The sequence below is a fragment of the Terriglobus roseus DSM 18391 genome (genome assembly GCF_000265425.1).
Lineage (GTDB): Bacteria > Acidobacteriota > Terriglobia > Terriglobales > Acidobacteriaceae > Terriglobus > Terriglobus roseus.
Window position 1 is genome coordinate 3,105,284 of record NC_018014.1, and the last position, 18,287, is coordinate 3,123,570.

8 protein-coding genes and 1 pseudogene are annotated in these 18,287 nt (G+C 59.6%); 3 read left to right on the forward strand and 6 right to left on the reverse strand.

The annotated features are described in order from the left end of the window. Nucleotides 1-26: 26 nt before the first annotated feature. Nucleotides 27-3,335, reverse strand: a complete 3,309-nt coding sequence (locus TERRO_RS12730; protein ID WP_169315304.1) for a TonB-dependent receptor — start codon at nt 3,333-3,335, stop codon at nt 27-29. 95 nt (nt 3,336-3,430) lie between these two features. Further along, nucleotides 3,431-4,915, reverse strand: coding sequence for a sulfatase family protein (locus TERRO_RS12735; protein ID WP_052313327.1), 1,485 nt, complete (start codon nt 4,913-4,915; stop codon nt 3,431-3,433). A gap of 537 nt (nt 4,916-5,452) precedes the next feature. Here TERRO_RS12735 and TERRO_RS12745 point away from each other — a divergent pair. Continuing rightward, entirely contained in the window at nt 5,453-6,823 is a 1,371-nt protein-coding gene (locus TERRO_RS12745; protein WP_014786064.1) for an MATE family efflux transporter, read from the forward strand. A 21-nt stretch (nt 6,824-6,844) separates the two neighbouring features. On the opposite strand, the gene TERRO_RS12750 is transcribed toward TERRO_RS12745, so the two are convergent. Together TERRO_RS12750 and TERRO_RS12755 are read right to left on the reverse strand one after the other, a co-directional pair. Further along, the gene (locus TERRO_RS12750; protein WP_014786065.1) at nt 6,845-8,695 is read right to left on the reverse strand and encodes a CRTAC1 family protein; all 1,851 of its coding nucleotides are present in this window, start codon (nt 8,693-8,695) and stop codon (nt 6,845-6,847) included. A 47-nt stretch (nt 8,696-8,742) separates the two neighbouring features. Further along, entirely contained in the window at nt 8,743-10,443 is a 1,701-nt protein-coding gene (locus TERRO_RS12755) for a tetratricopeptide repeat protein (protein WP_169315305.1), read from the reverse strand. A gap of 297 nt (nt 10,444-10,740) precedes the next feature. Here TERRO_RS12755 and TERRO_RS12760 point away from each other — a divergent pair. Next, nucleotides 10,741-14,384, forward strand: a pseudogene (locus TERRO_RS12760) (TonB-dependent receptor). A gap of 80 nt (nt 14,385-14,464) precedes the next feature. Beyond that, nucleotides 14,465-15,475 (forward strand): tetratricopeptide repeat protein, encoded by a 1,011-nt coding sequence (locus TERRO_RS12765; RefSeq protein ID WP_014786068.1) that lies wholly within the window; start codon nt 14,465-14,467, stop codon nt 15,473-15,475. A 40-nt stretch (nt 15,476-15,515) separates the two neighbouring features. Here TERRO_RS12765 and TERRO_RS12770 read toward each other — a convergent pair whose 3' ends face one another. Next, nucleotides 15,516-17,042: a glycoside hydrolase family 32 protein gene (locus TERRO_RS12770; protein WP_014786069.1), complete on the reverse strand. Its 1,527-nt coding sequence runs from the start codon at nt 17,040-17,042 to the stop codon at nt 15,516-15,518. Between the two features lie 71 nt (nt 17,043-17,113). Continuing rightward, nucleotides 17,114-18,262 (reverse strand): M42 family metallopeptidase, encoded by a 1,149-nt coding sequence (locus tag TERRO_RS12775; RefSeq protein ID WP_014786070.1) that lies wholly within the window; start codon nt 18,260-18,262, stop codon nt 17,114-17,116. Between the last annotated feature and the right edge of the window lie 25 nt (nt 18,263-18,287).

Sequence of the window (18,287 nt, forward strand, 5' to 3'; positions counted from 1 at the left end):
GCGCACTGCCCCATGGTCCGCTTAGGTTAGAACGTGAGCCGAACTGCCGCCTGCACCTGTCGTTGCGTTCCGGAGGTGTCGGTGGGCTTGGTTCCTGCGGTGGACGTGATGGTGCCGAATGCTGTGCTGCCGACGGTCACGTTCGGATTGCCGAGTTGCACATGATTGAGGACGTTGTAGCCCTCAAGGCGGAAGTTCAGGTTGCCACCTTCCCAACGCGGAATTGGAAAGTCACGCTGCACGCTGAGGTTCAACTGGTTTTGTCCAGGGCCACGAATCGCTCCCTTTCGCGTGTTGCCGAAGGTGTACTGCGGCTGCGCTACAAAGCAGCTTGTGTCAAACCATTTGCCGATCGTATGAGGAGCCGCCGCGTTTGCGCTGCAGACCTGGTTGGGACGATTGGTCTGACCGGAGTTCGTAATGTCCGTGCTCGTGGTTGGTGTGAGCGGCTGGCCAGTCTGCCACACATAGATGGGCGAGAGACCCCATCCACCCAGGACAGCGGATGCGAGGCGATTATTCATCACGGCATGGCTACCTGTAGGCAATGAAAAGAGACCGGTGAGCACGTAGCGGAATGGAACGTCGAAGTCGCTCGGACCCCAGTTCGATGCGTGATCGTACGAGTTCTGTAACTGGTCGCCGTTGGTGCAGGTGTCGCACACATCCAACGCCTGGCTCAACAGGCTGAAGCTGCGGCCGTACGTAATGGAGTTGCGAAACTGGATGCCCTTCGAAAAGCGTTTCTCAATCCGCGCGGAGATGCCCTGGTATTGCGTGGCGTTCCAGTCACCGATCTGATTGACTGCGGACTGCGTCACGCTGGAGAGCGGTCTGCGCGACTGCACGGTGGTCCCGTTGTTTACGAGTGGCTGGTTCACGTTCGACCGTCCGAGTAAGTGGACGCCGTGATTGCCGACATAGTTGAACTCCGTCAGCACAGACCATGGCAACTGCTTTTGCACGGAGAGGCTCCACTGCTGCACGTAGCCATATTGCATGTGCTGCACCCAACTGGTGACGCCGCCGGTATAGGTGGGCGAAAGGGTGAAGGTTGCCGGATCAACCGCTGGGGTTCGCGGGATAGATTGCGAGGGGCTTAGCTGGAACGCGGTTCTGGTGTTGATCTGATCGCTGGACTGGCTGATTGCACCATAGTTGTTGTAAGGCGGATTATTTGACAGGCGACTCGTAATGCCCAGGCCCTGGTCCTGCGCATAGAACATGCCGAACGATCCGCGGACCGTCATATCTTTCACACCGGGCACGCGGTAAGCAAAACCGACGCGCGGTGCGATGTTGTTCTTGTCTGCGTAGATGAGCGCACGTGGCAGCCGAGTGTCGATGCCGGCCTTGATGTACTGCAGGTACAACGGGCTGTCCTGATCGGTGATGAAGTTTGCTTCACGGTTGTCAACGTCATAGAAGGGCGTGAAGAGTTCGTAGCGGATGCCGTAGTTCAGTGTCAGATTTGTCGTTACATTCCATTGATCGTTGACGTAACCACCGTAGTACCAGCCGCGTTCCTGACTGCTGAGCGTGGTGCCCGTGTTCACCGAATTCGCATAGCCGAGCAACATGTCGGCGATACCGTATCCGCTGTTGGAACGTGATGTGGGAAGCTGCGTGAAAGCGCCTGTGAAGCCGAGGCTGCCACGGCCGTTGGATGCGGCTTGCGTATTCGGCCGGATCCACATCATCTCGCCGCCCAACTTGGTGAGGTGCCTGCCGTGGGACCACGAGACGTTATCGGCCCAATCCCACACCCCTGATGTCTTATGCAGCGGCGAGTTCCCCACCGCCTGGGAACCGATGGTGCTCTGCCCGGTGATGCTGAAGGTGGGCCAGCCTTCGGTGATGCCTGGGTCAAGAAGGCCGGGGATAAATTCCTGCCGTGCGAAGGTGCCAAGACCATCGTCGGCAATGCTGGTCCAGGAGAAGCGCAATTCATTCAGCAGTTGCTGGGTAATGACACGCGTGTAGCCTGCTCCGATGCCTTTGGAATCGATGCGGGTATTGCCGGGATCCTGCGCTCCGGGCAAGCCGACGCCTGTGAATGTGTTGTTTAGCGTTTCACCGTAGCGGGCGAAGAAACTGTCTTTATTGCTGAGCGTGTAGTCCAGACGGCCGATGCCGTTCTTTACGTCGATCTTGCTTGGAATAAACGAGGTGTAGTAATGCGTAAAGGGGTCGGTCGGACTGGTCGAATTGGGCAGCGGAAACAAATTGGCAAGCTGTTGTCCAAGCGCATTGATGCGAGCTGCGGGGATCCTGTTCTGGGCGAAGGCAGTGCGTGTGTAGTTTGCGCCTGCCTGCGTCGTCGTGGCCGGATCGTACACGGTGTACTTCGACTGGGAGAAGTCACCCGCACGTTCCAGAGCGGTGGGAACCGGTGCCTGACTGAACGATGAGGATTTGGTATGCCGTCCTTCGTACGCGCCGAAGAAGAAGAGGCGATCGCGGATGATGCGACCACCGAAGCTGCCACCGTACTGATTCTGTACGAACTGCTGCTTCGGCGACGCTGCTGTGGAGAAGTATGGTCTTGCGTCCAACACCTTGTTGCGGATGAAGTCATAGGCCGAGCCGTGCCAGCGGTTGGTACCGCTCTTTGTGATGGCGTTTAATAGAGCGCCTGCACCTGCGCCAAACTCTGCGGAGTAGTTTGACGTCTGCACGGTGAACTCCTGCAGAGCATCCAGCGGCGGCCGCACCATGTCACGCTGACCGTTGTCGAGCCCGCGCAGGTAGTTGACGTTGCGCGCGCCGTCTAGCAGAAACGAGTTCTGCAGACCATCGTTGCCATAGGCCACGAACGAGTTATCGCGACCAGCGTTCTGCGGCACGACACCCGGAATGTAGTTCGCAGCCTGCACGTAGTTACGGCCATTCAGTGGAATGTCCGTGAGTTCCTTGTTCTCGATTACCTGCTGGATCGTCTGTGACCTGTCCTCAATCAACGGGGCCTGGCCTGTGACCATGACGGAGTCCGCCGCCTCGCCAAGCTGCAGCGACGGCTGGAGTGTGACAGTTGCACCGACCTGCACGTTGACGGATTGTTGCTGCAGCGTCTTAAAGCCCGGCGCCGCAATACTGATGTTGTACTTTCCCGGGGGAACGAGCGGTACTTCGGCGATGCCCTTGTCATTGGTCTGCAGTATGCGTAACTGGGCGCCTGTGTCGGTACCTGTGACGGTCACTGTGGCGCCGGCAACGGCTGCTCCACCAGCGTCAAAGACCGTGATGCTGATTGCGCCGCTCGCACTCTGCGCATGTAACATCGTGGCCGACAGTGCGAGTGCAATTACTGGTGCACTCCGAAGGATGGATCTCAAGTAAGAAGTTTGCGTCATGTATTTCGCACAGCCAAAGGCCGCGCCTCCTGAAAGGTGTTGCGTTGGTCCGTATCTGAGAGCGTCGTGACTCTGCGTTAGTACGAATCGCCCGGCGCTACGGTGGGTGGCGCGTCAATGTCCAGCGGGTCGCCGAGCTTTGCCTGCATGGCTTTCAACTTCGCGATCATCTGAGTCTTCAAGCCGGCGTGGGATGGATCGTTGGCGAGGTCGTGCATCTCCCAGGGGTCCTTTTCAAGATCGAAGAGTTGGAAGCGCTTGATAGGCACATAGAAGATGAGCTTGTGCTGCTTCGTTCGAATGGATCGCTGGATGATATTGAGCCAGCCGAACATCGCGTCATTGATGGGTTGCGTCGTCTCACCCTTGAGATACGGCTTCAGGCTGGGAAACTCGACATGCGGCGGAACCGGGACACCGGCCAGCTCGCAGGTAGTCGCATACATGCTGTGCTGGTAGACCATCTCGTCGTTATGCGAGCCCGGTTTGATGCCGGGGCCACGTACGATCAGCGGCATGCGCATGGAGCACTCGTACTGATTCTGCTTGCCCATCAGGCCGTGTTCGCCTACGGCCAGGCCGTGGTCCGCCGTCATGATCACGTAAGTGTTATCTGCCTGCCCGCTGCGATCCAGTGCATCGAGCACACGCCCGATCTGGGCATCCATGTGCGTGATGATCGCGTAGTACTCCTTGCGATGCGTCTTCACATCCAGTTCGGTTCTGGGGAACGGCGCCAACTGCTCATCCCGCGTATGAAAGTCACCCTGGTTGAAGGGATGCTGTGGCAGGTAATTGGGAGGAAGCGCGATCTTGTCCACGGGGTACATCGCCTGGTATTCCTCGGGTGCCTGACGAGGATCATGCGGCGCGTTAAATCCGACGTACATAAAGAACGGCTTGTCATGCTCTGCACGCTGCCGATCGAGAAAGCTGATTGCGGAGTCGGCGTAGACCTCTGACGAGTGCTTCGTACTGCCTTCAGGGCCGTTGAGCCACAGGTGCTCGTCCAGCCAGTGCCCTTTCAGCGTGCGGTCGGTCGGGCTCCATGTGTTGCCCGGCGCGGGGCGGTCATACATGTTCTTCGTCGAGTCCAGGTAGCCAGGTCCCGTGGTCGCAATATCCGAGAAGGAGCGCTGCAGCGATACCGCATCCAGATGCCATTTCCCCGTCTGAAAGGTGCGATAGCCGGCGTTGCGGAGCGTTTGGCCCCACACGGGAACCATGCCGGACTGATTGTCCAGAAGAGCCTTCTGCGCCTTGAAGGGCGACAGGCCGGTGTTCAACATGGTGCGGCTGGCGACGCACACGGCTCCGACCCATGAGCCGCTGTGGAAGCAATGGGTGAAGTGCATCCCGCCGTGAACCAGGCGGTCGATGTTGGGCGTATGCACCTCCTGGTTATTGATGGAGTTGATCGTGCGGAACATGAGATCGTCCGCGATGAAGAAGAGAAAGTTTGGCCGAGAACCAGTTGCAGGTTCTGAGGATGCAACGGCGGTGCGCACCTGAGTTGCGGCAAGGGCGGCAGAGGATAGTCCTACAAACTGGCGTCGATTCATGGATTTTTTCTCGAGGGTTTTCGCGTGGCTGGAACGCCAGCAAATTTGGTTGTCGGGAAGCTTAGCAGACAAATGAAACACGCTCAGCACGGCAGCGGTCAGCAGGAGATGAAGATGTTCCGCGAGCGATATGACTCGGAGGCGTGCCCTCTCGGGCAATCTCAACTGCTTACAGGCAACAACAACATGCAGGACGGCTCGGGAGAGCGGCCTGCGCAAGTGTCAGCGACGGAGTGTTCGCGTGCGTACGGGAGTGAGGAGGTGATAAAAGCATGACGTTTCCAAACGTCAGAGATCAGGCATCTGCATGGGCTGCCAGTTGAACTAGTTTGCAGGTACTTCCCTGCCAACCGTTCGTTTGCTTGGATCTCCGAGGCTCTGTTCCCTCCCTGCGCTCAATCGTAACCGAGTCTTCACTCAATGCCCAGCGCAGCTGAACGAATGGTCTCGATCCGATGCGCCAGAAACGTGGACTTTCCCTGTCAATACCGAGAGTTTCGCGTCATGAGTGAGAGCAAATCTCGATAGAATCGTCGGATGGCCCAAACACATCCATGGCGTTCGGAACTGCTATCCATGATGAAACTGGCATGGCCGGTTGTGCTGGCCGAGCTTGGGTGGATGTTGCAGGGTGTGGTCGACGTGATCATGGTGGGCCGGCTGGGTCCCGTCGCGATCGGCGCGGTTGCGCTTGGCAATGCGCTGTACTACGCTCCGTCACTCTTCGGCCTTGGGCTGATGCTGGGATTGGATACCGTGATTGCGCATGCGTACGGCCGTGGCGACCATGAAGCGTGCCATCGCTGGCTGGCGCAGGGTGTCTACGTTGCACTGATTGCTACGTTGCCGCTGATGTTGATCACCTTCGGACTGAGCGCAGTGATTCCACATTTCGGAGTCGCAACGGAACTGATCCATCCCACGCGGACTTACATCGACATCCTGCTGCTGGGCACGCTGCCGCTGCTGCTGTACGCGGCATCACGCCGCTATCTTCAGTCCGTGGGGCAGGTGCGGGTGATCACCATCACCTTTGTCGGCGCAAACCTGCTGAACTGGGGCGGCAACTATGTGCTGATCAACGGCAAGCTCGGCCTGCCCGCGCTGGGTGTGGGTGGATCCGCAATCTCTACGGTGCTGTCTCGATGCCTGATGGCCTTGACGCTATTCGCATTCGCATGGCGTTATGAGAAGCAGCGCGGCCATCCGCTGTTTGAGCACTGGGCAAGGCCGGTGTTGCGCGAGATGCGTGAGTTGCTGAAGCTTGGCCTGCCGGCAGCAACGCAGCTGGTCCTGGAGATTGGCGCGTTTGCGGTGGCTACTGTTCTAGCGGGAAAGATCTCGCCGACCGCGCTGGCTGCGCACCAGATTGTGTTGAACTATGCGGCGCTGGCGTTCATGGTGCCGCTTGGTATCAGCGCAGCCGCGGCCATCGCCGTTGGTCACGCGCTGGGTGCGGGTGATCCGAAGGGTGCGAGGCTGCGCGCTTTGCTGGCACTCGGGCTCGGTGCGGGCTTCATGCTCTGCGTGACGGTGCTGTTCTTTGCCGTGCCGAAATACCTCATCGCGCTGTACACGCATGACAGCGCCGTCACCGCGATTGGCGTACCGCTGTTCGCGCTGGCGTCACTCTTTGCCGTATTCGATGGTGTGCAGATCGTCGCCAGCGGAGCGTTGCGCGGCATGGGTGAGACGCGCATCTCCATGTGGGCGAACCTGATCGGCTATTGGGCCATTGGCGTCCCACTGGGAGCGGTGTTGTGCTTCGTCTTTCACATGGGGATCTTTGGCGTCTGGATTGGTCTGGCGACCGCGCTCATCCTGATCTCGTTCGCGCTTTTTGCGGCGTGGCGAAAGAAGTCGGGAGCACTGCTTCATGCGAGCTCACCTGCTATCGCCTCACACTGAGGTGAGCCGAAGCGTGGGCTCCTATGCCTTTGCAGGCGTGAGCTTCTTTCCCATGGGCGTGGACTTCAACAACTTGCCGCCTTCTTCCAGGACGTGAAGCTGGTTGGCTGGTAGGTCCTTCCAGGTATCCTCGACACCCGAAGGCCAGGTGATCTTCACTGTCTCGGCCTTTGGTGCTACATCGAGTCCGAAGTGCATTCGCAGATCGTTCTGGGAGTAGTAACTGCCGCCGGAACGTAACTCATCCAGTTGCTGCAGCGGCTTGCCTGGTTGGTTTTGTGCAGTAACTACGATTCGCGCACCGATACCGGTTCGATTGCTCTTCGTGCCGACCAGTCGCAACTTGATCCAGTTACGCTGCACCGTGCTGTCGCAGCGTAACAACTGCGGCACGGTGTTGACGCAGTTCACGACAACGTCCATGTCGCCGTCGTTGTCATAGTCACCGAAGGCGCAGCCACGCGCCGTCGCCGGCTCGTTGATGCCGTTCCCTGCGACTTTCGTCACCTCTTCGAACTGACCATTCCGCAGGTTGCGATAGAGGTATTTCTTCTGCGCATAGGGTGCGTCGATGTGTGAGTTATCGACCTCGGGATAAACGTGCCCATTCGAGATAAGGATGTCCGGCCAGCCGTCGTTGTCGGGATCGAAGAAGCCCACGCCCCACCCCAGATAGCGCGTATTGATACCCAGGCCGGATAGATAGGTGTGGTCTTCAAACGTGCCATCGCCGAGATTTTCATAGAGCGAATCCGTGTCCCCCGCAAAGTTCGTCTTCACGATGTCCAGCAGGCCGTCGCGGTTGAAGTCACCGACGCTCACGCCCATGCCGGCCTGCGGCTTACCGTCCGGCGAGTAGGCGATGCCACTCTCAATCGCCTCGTCTTTAAAGGTGCCGTCCTTTTGGTTCCTGTAGAACGTCGCTGCCGTCGAGTCGTTCGCAACGTAGATATCGGGCCAGCCATCGTTGTCCAGATCTGCGACCACCACAGACAGCGCGTACGTTCCAATCGTGTCGAGGATGCCGCTCTTCTTGCTGACATCGGTGAAGGTGCCGTTGCCGTTGTTGCGATAGAGAATGTTCTTCGCACCCTCCAGTCCCGGCGGTCCGCACGCGACCTGGATGCCTTTGTAGGCGCAGCCGGCGGACTCTGGCAGCGGTGCTGTCTTCGGATCGAAGTCGATGTAGTTCGCAACGAAGAGATCCAGGTGCCCGTCCTTGTCGTAGTCGAGAAAGGCGCAGCCGGAGTTCCAGCGCACACGGTCCTGCTTCAGCCCCGCCTTCTCCGTCACATCGGTGAAGGTGCCATTGCCGTTGTTCTTCCAAAGCACGTTCTGACCGTAGTAACTGACGAAAAGATCATTCCATCCGTCATTGTCATAGTCGCCCACGCAGCATCCCTGCCCCCAACCTGCGCGGCCCAGTCCTGTCTGGATGGTCACGTCGGTGAAGGTGCCGTCGCGGTTGTTTTTGAACATCCTCGAGAGGGGCTCCTGCCCCTTTGGAAAACCACTTAGCCTCGATCCATTCACAAGGAAGATATCGAGCCAGTCGTCCTGGTCGTAGTCAAAAAACGCGACGCCACAGCCTGTCGTTTCCAGCAGGAATCGGTTCTTGTGCTCGTCCCCATAGATCGTCTTGGCATGCAGACCACTCTGCGTGGCTACGTCCACGAAGCTGTAGCCCAGAGGCGTTCCAAGGATCGGCGATGCCGCCATCTTCGGCGCACGGGCAGGCGCGTTGTACGTCGGCCGTGACATCCCCTGTTGCGCTTCCTGCGCCGGCACCGCCAGCGAAAGCACATCCTGGAGGCTCAGCACCAGGGCCGTACGCGACAGGCTCTTTAGAAAGGAACGGCGTGAGTTCAACATAGCGACTACTCGTATACCACTTCCTCACGAGAGGACGCACGACGAAACTAGCGCTTCGCCGGGTCCAGGGCCGCAGCTTTTTCACGTTCCGCCTTCGCCTCTGCAGATTGCCCTGTCTGCTGCAGGGCATCTGCCAGGCCACGGTGCGCCTCCGCAGAGTTCGGCGCGGCCGTGACTGCGGCCTGCATCTGCACCAGCGCATCCGTCGCCTTGCCTTGCGCAAGAAGCGCACGACCGCTCCGGAGCGAGAACGTTGCGCGCTGCGCATTAACCGCCACCCTGCTCAGGTTGGCCGCGATCTTGCGTTCCGCAGTCGCCGAGGCGCGGTCTCCGCTCTCCTGCATGACGGACGCCAGCGTGATGTGCGGTCCGGGCGCATCCGGCTGCAGCTTTATCGCCTGCCGCAGGGCCTCCGCAGCCTTTTCAGACTCACCACCCTGCCGGTAGACACTGCCCAGCAGAGCCCACGCTTCTCCATTGTGTGGTTCCAGCATTACTGCCTTCTGTAGTTGTTGAGCGGCCTCCTGGAAACGGCCCTGCTGCATCTCGAGCACACCCAATGTGTACGGCGCGTCCGGCAGGTTTGGGTCGAGTTCTTCAGTCTTGCGCAACTCGGCAGTCGCCCCTGCCACATCATCTTTCAACTTCAGTGCGAGCCCCAGGTCATAGTGCAACTGTACGCTGCCGGGCTCCTTCGCCAGACCCGCGCGAAACTGTTCCAGCGCATGGTCCAGATCGCTCTGCTGCAGGTAAGCGACACCTATGTTCTGACGCAGGAGCGCGTTGTCGCTGTGCGCAAGCGCCGCCTGATAGCGACGAAGCCCGCCCGCAGCATCTCCCGTCTGCACCAGCGCCAGGCCGTAGTTGGTCAGCGCCTCTGCATTCTCTGGCTCTGCGGCTACAAACTTCGCGAACAACGCCAAAGATGCAGCAGCGTCGCCCTGCGCCTGGCGAGCCAGTGCCAGCGCATACATCAGGTGCAACGATGACGGATCGCGCTGCAACGCCGGTTCCAGGACAGCAACGGCGTCATCCGCGCGGTTCAGTTCGACCAGCGCGCGCCCGAACTGCGCAGCCGTTGCGCTCGAAGCATCACCCAGATCAACTGCCTTCTTGAATTCACTCGCAGCCGGCGCCGGCTGATGAAGCGCAAGCAGCACGGATCCCAGGTGCGCGTGTGCCGGGACATACCGGACGTCCGCCGTCAGTGCTGCCTCCAGTTGCGCTTCTGCCTGCTCGTAACGCCGCTGTTGCGCCGTCACCGTCCCCAGTGCGTCCAGCAGCGCAGCGGACGTCTCTCCGCGCTCCACCGCGGCCTTCAATAGAACCTCCGCTTCAGCGGGCGCGCCATTGCCTGAGAGCGCGACGGCGAAAGCGAGCGTCTCGCGTTCTGAGAGTGTAGTGCCCGCCTCCACCGCGGAACGGAAGCTGTTTACAGCATCCGCATACTGCGCACTGTCCTTCTGCGCGATGCCGAGGGTCAGTAGCGCGTGTCCGTCGCGCGGGTCGATACGATGTGCGGTCGACAGTTCGGACACCGCCTCGCGACTCCGTCCCTGCGCAAGCAACACCGTTCCCAGCGCAACGTGTGCTGCTGCAACCTTCGGATACTGACGGACCAGTTGCGTGAAAACGTTTCGCGCTTCATCCAACCGTCCCGCTGCAAACGCCGCTGATCCGCGCGCGTAAAGCTCGCTGGCGTCCGGCCCCCGACCTTGCGCAACTGCACGGGGAATGCAGGAGGCCATCAGTAAGGCAAGAGCGAGCTGTGCGTGAGGGCAAATTCGCATAACGTCAAAATCCGATGGAGATGAGTGCCAAACTTTAGATTGATAACAACTTAGATCGAATGAGTTCTTGGTCCAGCACCGTGCTTCGGTTTACCCTATCAAATTTGACAAATAAGCATTGACAGGAGGCTTTCCACGTCATTAATGTTCGGCGGTCGAAAGCTCCGGAAACGTTGAAGTGATGCGCCCGAACATTGAGATGCATCGCCAACCCGGCGAAGAGCTCCTCGACTTGTCGCACTTGAGGAGGGTCTCATGAGAGTTCTTGGACGCCTTGGACTGGCGCTGGCTGTCACGGTCCTGTCTGTCCCGGGTACTGTCAACGCGCAAGCGGTGTACGGGTCCATCTACGGCACGGTCACAGATAACTCCGGTGCCGCAGTCCCGAACGCTGATGTTGTGGTGACCGATACCGCCAAAGGCACTTCGGTGACCGTGAAGACCAATGAGAGCGGTGCCTTTCGTGCCGACCACCTCGTACCCGATGACTATTCCGTCAAGGTGACGATGCAGGGCTTTAAGAGCTTCGAGCAGACTTCGGTCCACGTCTTTGCGGATACCGCAGCCAAAATCGATGCCCCACTGGCCGTCGGTTCCGCGAACGAAACCATCCAGGTCCGTGCAGATCAGCAGCCACAACTGAAGGCAGATCGCTCCGACGTCTCAACCACTCTCACGGCGAAAGAGATCGTCGACCTGCCTATCGCCGGCCGTAACTTCACCGGCTTACAACTCCTCTTGCCGGGTGCGCAGGAACTGACGTGGAGCCACGCAGCCAGCGAGAACCCCCAGGGGTCGAAGCAGATCGAAGTGGACGGCCAGGCGTTCGCGGGAACCGCCTTCCAGCTTGACGGTACCGACAACCAGGATCCGATTCTAGGAATCATCGTCGTCAATCCAAACGCTGATTCGCTGTCCGAAACCAAGATCACAACGCAGAACTTCGACGCGGAGTTCGGCAAAGCCGTCTCATCCGTCGTGACTGCGCAGACGAAGTCCGGGACCAATGCTTTCCATGGATCTGCGTTTGACTATCGCCAGTCCAACGCCAACTTGGCGCGCGACCCGTTCGTGCAATCCACGAAGTCCGCTGTTCCCGTCGGCCTGAAGAACCAGTTCGGCGGATCGCTTGGCGGCCCAATCCTCAAAGACCGCCTCTTCTTCTTCGGCGACTACCAAGGCGTCCGTCAGAAGGTGGGATCTTCGATTCTGCAGACCGTTCCCACACAGCACCTGATCCAGACCTGTCTTGGCCAGGCCACGGCACTCAGCGGAATCCCCGGCTGCGACTTCACGGAATACGCAAACTACTTCTCCGCCCCAGCCGCAGGTGGATCGGTCGTCGGCAACTTCACCCCCGTCGCGCAGCCATTCATCTTCCGTCCCGGAACAGCGACGGGCTACACCAATAACGTCATTCCGACGGCGCAACTTTCGCAGCCGGCACTCGCTCTGTTGAAGCAATTACAGCCCTATGCTCCGAACACGTCCGGCAGCAATCGTGGCCTCACACAGAACTACTCCGGTAACGGTACCGGCCTGTTTAACAGCGACCAGTGGGACGTTCGCGGTGACTACACGGCCAGCGATCGAATTCATGCTTTCGGCCGCTTCAGTCGCTTCACCGACACACTCACCGGCCCTGTTGCCTTCGGCGTGGCGGGCGGTGCGGGCTTTGGTCTTGGCGGCTATGGCGGCACCTCCAAGGGCGCGAACTCCAGTGCCGCAGCGGGCGTGGACGTGGTGCTCAGCAATAGCCTGATCACCGACGTTCGCCTGGGCTACTTCCGCTACAACATTGCGACGTCGAAGTTTGACGGAGGTCAGAACTCCGCAACGACACTCGGCATCCCCGGCCTCAATACCGGAAGCGTCTTTACCAGCGGCTCACCCGCTTGGAACATTACGGAAGTCGGAGCCTTCGGCGGTCCCAATAACAGCCAGTCTGTCGGACCGCAGTATGGTTCCGGTCTCAACATTAATCGCTGTAACTGCACACTCACGCAGCGAGAGGACCAGTTCCAACTAGCCAATAACTGGACGAAAACCTTCGGGAATCACTCCGTCAAGTTCGGTGCCGATTTACGCTACGCGCGCAATCTGCGCGTCCCAAGCGATAACAACCGCACCGGTGAACTTCGCTTCGGCACAGGCCCCACCAGCGGTGGGAACGCGACCAACGGTCTCGGCTTTGCAACCTTCGTCTTGGGTGATGTCACAACCTTCCAGCGCTACGTCAGCACCTCGACCAACGCGAAAGAGTTTCAGAAGCGTGACTTTTTCTATGCGCAGGACACGTGGCGCATCACGCCGAAGATCACCTTTAATTACGGTCTTCGCTACGAGTTGTACTTCCCGGAAGCAGTCAACGGTAAAGGCAATGGTTCGTTGCTTGATCTGAATACAGGCTTTTTGCGCGTCGCCGGCTTCGGCAATATCGGCTCCAACATGAACTACGGCATGCCGAAGAACACCTACAATCCGCGTATCGGTATTGCGTATCAGGTCACGGACCGGACGGTCGTTCGGGCGGGCTACGGCCGCAGCTTTGACATCGGCGTGTTCGGCTCCATCTTCGGTCATGCGGCAACGCAGAACCTGCCCACGCTTGCTAATCAGTCGCTCACAGGCTCCGGCGGGGACAACGCCACAAACAACGCCAACTTTGCCTTCACCCTGGCGGCAGGTCCTGCCGCTCCAACCCCGGTTACGGTACCTGCCAACGGGTTGTTGCCCAACCCCGGTGATCAGGTCACCTCACGCACGCGTCCTGATCCCCTCCGCCTGCCAACGCTGGATGCCTGGAATGCGAGCCTGCAGCAGTCTCTGACGCCGACGCTGTCGATGACCATCGCCTATGTGGGCAATAAGGGCACGCACACCTTCGGCGACGTCTCGGGCAACACTACCAATCCCAATGAGGCTGCCATTACGCTGCCTGCCGCTTATAGCATCAACGGCGCCACACTGCACTATGACCCGTCCGTTGCCAATGGCATCTCTGCGAATGGCGGCACCAAGAATCAGACCTACCTCACGCGGTACTACGGTGGGAAGCTGCCTGCCTGCGCTGGTAACACCAACGCCACCAATGCTGCAGGGACTGTCGTGCCAGGGGCCTGCGGATGGACGCAGGGCATCACCAATTTCAGCGATGACCTCAACACGCACTACAACGCATTGCAGGTGACGCTCACCAAGTCGATGACTCATGGCTACAGCTTCAACGTTAACTATGCGTTGCAACAGGCGATCAGCCAGAGCACTGGCTTCTCCACTTGGGACAAGAACATCGTTCGTGGCAATGACGGTGCGCTCCGTCGGTCGCAGATCACTGGTTACGGCCTGTTCGAGCTACCCTTCGGCAAAACAAGATGTTCCTGGGAAATGCGACGGGGATACTGAATCAGATCGTAAGTGGATTTCAGATCAACCCGGTCGTGACTTACTCCAGCGGATTGCCGTTCACCATCACCTCGAATAACTCAGGCAACTGGGTACCGGGCAGTGCACCAAGCCAGCCGAATGGCGAAGCCACGCGTTTCTACAAGACGGTCACCGGCCGTCCCGGAGCGAACCTGAGGTACTTCACCACCGGCACGCTTACGAACAACCCCTACGGTTTCAGCGCACCGGCGCTGGACACCGTGGGCAACCTCGGGCGAAACACGGTCTATGGACCGCGCTTGTTCACGACAGATCTATCGCTCCTGAAAAACTTCACTATCCGGGAACGTTACTCTTTCCAGCTTCGTGCGGATGCCTTCAACGCCTTTAATCACATCAACTTCGGCAATCCTGGGGGATCGCTGGAGACTGGCGGCACCATCACCGCCGGTCCATTCGTCAACGGTGCGAACCCGCGGCAGATGCAGTTTGCAGTGCGAATCCAGTTCTAAGGTCAAGCTGAATCTCCGATTCCCAGGGGGAAGTGCGTCATGCACTTCCCCTTCTTTTCTATGATGGAGATCGCTTCGATATGCGCCAGCAACCCCTATCCGCGCTCTTCCTCTTCGCCGTGCTCACGTCGAACACGTGCGCGCAGTCGACGGAGACTCTCGACAAGCTGCAAGTGCTCGCGAACTCAGGCCGGGGCGTGGAGGCACTGCAGCAGCTGGATACGCTCGTGGCATCGCGGCCGAAGCTTGCCGGCGTTGCGCGAGTTCGGGGCATCGCGCTCTACAACCTCAATCGCTTTCCCGAAGCTGACGCGGCCTTCGCAGATGCTCTCAGCCAGGATTCGCACGATGAAGAGGCAGCGCAGATGCGCGGTCTGACACTCTACCGCCTGGGGCGTCCGCAAGAGGCGATTCCCCTCCTTGAGGGCGCCCACGGCAGCGCGCAGGGGAAGGCAGATCCAACGTATGTCCTGGCGCTCTGCTACGTCGAAGCGCATCGGTACGAAGATGCGCGGCGTGCGTACGCGACGCAATACGGACTTGCTCCAGAGTCTGCGGCAGCGTACCTGCTTGCGGGCCGCATGTTGTTTCGCCGGGAGTTGTTGCCGGTTGCAGAAGGCTTCGCGAAGGAAGCGGTCCGCCGCGATCCGAAGTTACCGCTTGCACATGAACTGCTCGGCGAGATCGCGCTGGCTGGTGGCCGCTTTGAAGAGGCGCAGGCAGAGTTTCAGCAGGAGTCCGCAACGAACCCGCTGGAAGCCGCTCCCTATGAGCGGCTGGGTGATCTGCTTGGTCGACAGGGGAAGTTCGCTGAGGCGCAGGTTGCGCTGCAGCGGGCCGTGCTCCTGGAGCCGAATGCCACCGGGCCGTACATCCTTCTTGGTCGGACGGCGCTGCGCCAGGGCGATGCTGTGGCCGCGCTCACTTATCTTCAAAAGGCCGAAACGATGGATCCAGCCTCAGCCATCACTCACAACCTGCTGGCGCAGACCTATCGTGTGATGAAACGCGACGAGGATGCCGCTCGCGAACTCGATGCGTTACAGAAACTGAATTCGAGTGCAGCTCCTGCGCTCCATGCGATACCGTAGCGTTCCTTCTGGAATGGGAGCGGCGGCTAGAGCCAGGACGTTACGCCTGCGGAAGCGTGGTGAGGCGATCCGGTGAGATTGGGCGGAGGGGCCATGCGGCAGCCTTGGCGACACCGCTCATTTCGATGAGAAGGTCAGGCGCGTTGGGAAGATAGAAGCGCCTGGTGCAGCCCGCACGATGGCCGAGGATGAACTCCAGAACAGAACCGTCCGCGAAAAGATGGATGTCGGCGGTGTCGGTCGCATGGAGCTCGAAGGATTGATCGCCCGCGTGAAAGCGATGCGTTGCCGAGTCATAGTGAACAGCGGCAATCTCCGTGTTGTCGGCTGCGTTGCGGACGATGCACTGCGCGTTGACTCGTGGTGCCGGTGTCGCGAGTATCTCGCCATTTGATTTGGGCAAGCGGACGCGTTGTGTCAGGTTGGAGGTGGAGACCGAGACAGGTGCGCCGCGCAGGGCTTGAAGGGTGGGCAGGGTGTCCATCCGAAGCGTGCCATCGGCATCCAGATGGAGCACACGCGGCAGGCTCATCACGCCGGCCCAGCCTGCTGCAACGGTATCGGACTCCGGGCGTCGCTCAGGGATCCAGCCCCACAGGATGCGATTTCCATGAGCGTCGAGCTGCGTCTTCGGCGCGTAGTAGGTGCCGAGGTCAAGCACGCCGGTCTTGCTCGCCTGGAAGCGCATCGTCTCCGTGTCGAGCTTGCCAGACTGCCAGTAGACCTTGCCTTCGGTGGAGTAGATGAGGACGTGACCGCCATCGAGCGCGAAGAAGTCCGGACACTCCCACATCTCACCGGAGGCGACCTTGTCATCCTGGACGGTGCCGTGCCATTCCCCTTCTGCGAACTTATGAAGGTAGCTCCAGCGCTTGAGATCGCGTGAGCTATAGATGAGTACGCAGCCCCCCTTACCGGACTCGCCGGCGCCGACGGTCATGTAATAAACGCCGCCCTGCTGCCAGATAGACGGGTCTCGGAAGCCGGTAACTTCATGAAGGTCAGCGGGTGGTGTGGGAACAATCGCGTCGGGTTCTTTCGTCCAGTGGAGCAGCATGGGATCGTCGGACCATGCGAGGCGCTGGGACTCACGGAAGTTGGGCTTGCCGCGTGTGGTCGCGTGCGCCGCATCGCTGAGTTCGGTCGCGGTATAGACCGCGTAAACGCGTTTGCCGACGATGAGACATGAACCGGAGAAGATGCCGTAGGAGTCGATGCTGTTGGGTGTCGGTGCGATGGCCAATGGCAGGTGCCGCCAGTGAATCATATCGTCGCTGACCATGTGAGCCCAGCTCATGTTGCCCCACACGGCGGCCTCGGGATTGTGCTGACAGAAGATGTGGTAACGGCCATGTGCGTAGATAGGGCCGTTCGGATCGTTCATCCATCCGCGCGCCGGCATGAGGTGGAACTGCGGACGCATGGTGTCACTGGCGAGCCTGGACTGCGGAACGCGAGCCTGGCCGAACGCACGCGGATCGCAGAGGGTGGCCGCAGTAGCAAGGCTCCAGAGCTGCAGAAAGTTCCTTCGCGAAAGATGCCCTGCGCTGAGTTGTGGCTGCGGCATTGTGTTTCTCCCGGAGCGAACGGCACCATCGTAATGCAGTGGGCAGTCAGGTGTCGTTTCCCTGTCCGCGATCAATTAGATGGCGTGAAGTCCCGCAGGTCATTCACGGTACTCTGCGTAAGACTCTGAAGCAGTGCAACGACAAAGTCCACCGTCTGATCGAAATCCTTCCGGTTCACGATGCCATTGTGAGCGTGTGTGTACCGCACGGGCACGACGATGTTGATCGTCGGCACGCCGCCGTTGCTGACCTGCATCTCGGCAGAATCATCTCCGTAGCCCTGCACCAGATCGTATTGCAGCGGAATCTTGCGCTCTGCGGCCACCTTCTTAACCTGCGCGACGAGCTTGCGATTCGCCAGTGCACTTGAGTCATACAGGAAGATACCGGGGCCACCGCCGAGCTTCGCCTGCGTCTCCTCCGGTCGGCTTCCGGGCGTGTCTCCAACGATGCCGCCCTCGATCGCGATGCCGATATCTGGTTTTACTAACTGCGCGGCTGTTCTGGCGCCACGCAGTCCAATCTCCTCTTGTGTCGTAGCCACGTAGAAGATCTGATTTCCGACGTTGGTGCCTTTCGTACGTTGCATCGCTGCGAGCAACACGGCACATCCGATTCTGTCATCCCACGCTTTGCCAAGATAGTTATCCGTTCCATTCAGCACCATGAAGGGCGCATCGGGCACGACTGGATCGCCGGGCTCTATGCCCATCGCAGCAGCTTCCGCAGCGTTCTTCGCGCCGATGTCCAGCATCAGGCTGTCACGGGGATACACCCTGGTCCGCTCATCCGCCGGGACCACATGAATGTCACGGATGCCGGTGACGCCGTGGACGGGTCCCTTGCTGCCGAGAATGATCCAACGCTGATCGACCAACGCCTGGTCAAGCCAGCCTCCCAGCATCTGCATCGTGAGGAAGCCGTTTGGCGTCACCCGACGGACCATACCTCCGAGCTCATCCATGTGCGCGTCCACCATGATCCGCGGCCCCGCACTTCCCTGCTGCGCGATGACAGAACCCAGGCCGTCGAACTTGATGGAGGATGAGTTTTGCTTCATCACCGGGTACATAATGGCTCGCACTGGCTCTTCCGCTCCAGGAGGTCCCGGCGCATCGGAGAGCTTCTTCAACATGTCGACCGTCGCATCGTTCGTCTGCGCGTGAAGTGTAGTCAAAGGGGTGGCGAGCACGCAGAAGAGCATGATGGATCTAAGCATGAAGACAAAGTAATTAGTCTCCGGG

Coding starts and splice junctions, on each gene's coding strand:
- TERRO_RS12750 (WP_014786065.1), bottom strand. CDS start 8,695: ATGTTGAACTCACGCCGTTCCTTTCTAAAGAGCCTGTCGCGTACGGCC.
- TERRO_RS12735 (WP_052313327.1), bottom strand. CDS start 4,915: ATGAATCGACGCCAGTTTGTAGGACTATCCTCTGCCGCCCTTGCCGCA.
- TERRO_RS12775 (WP_014786070.1), bottom strand. CDS start 18,262: ATGCTTAGATCCATCATGCTCTTCTGCGTGCTCGCCACCCCTTTGACT.
- TERRO_RS12755 (WP_169315305.1), bottom strand. CDS start 10,443: ATGGCCTCCTGCATTCCCCGTGCAGTTGCGCAAGGTCGGGGGCCGGAC.
- TERRO_RS12765 (WP_014786068.1), top strand. CDS start 14,465: ATGCGCCAGCAACCCCTATCCGCGCTCTTCCTCTTCGCCGTGCTCACG.
- TERRO_RS12770 (WP_014786069.1), bottom strand. CDS start 17,042: ATGCCGCAGCCACAACTCAGCGCAGGGCATCTTTCGCGAAGGAACTTT.
- TERRO_RS12745 (WP_014786064.1), top strand. CDS start 5,453: ATGGCCCAAACACATCCATGGCGTTCGGAACTGCTATCCATGATGAAA.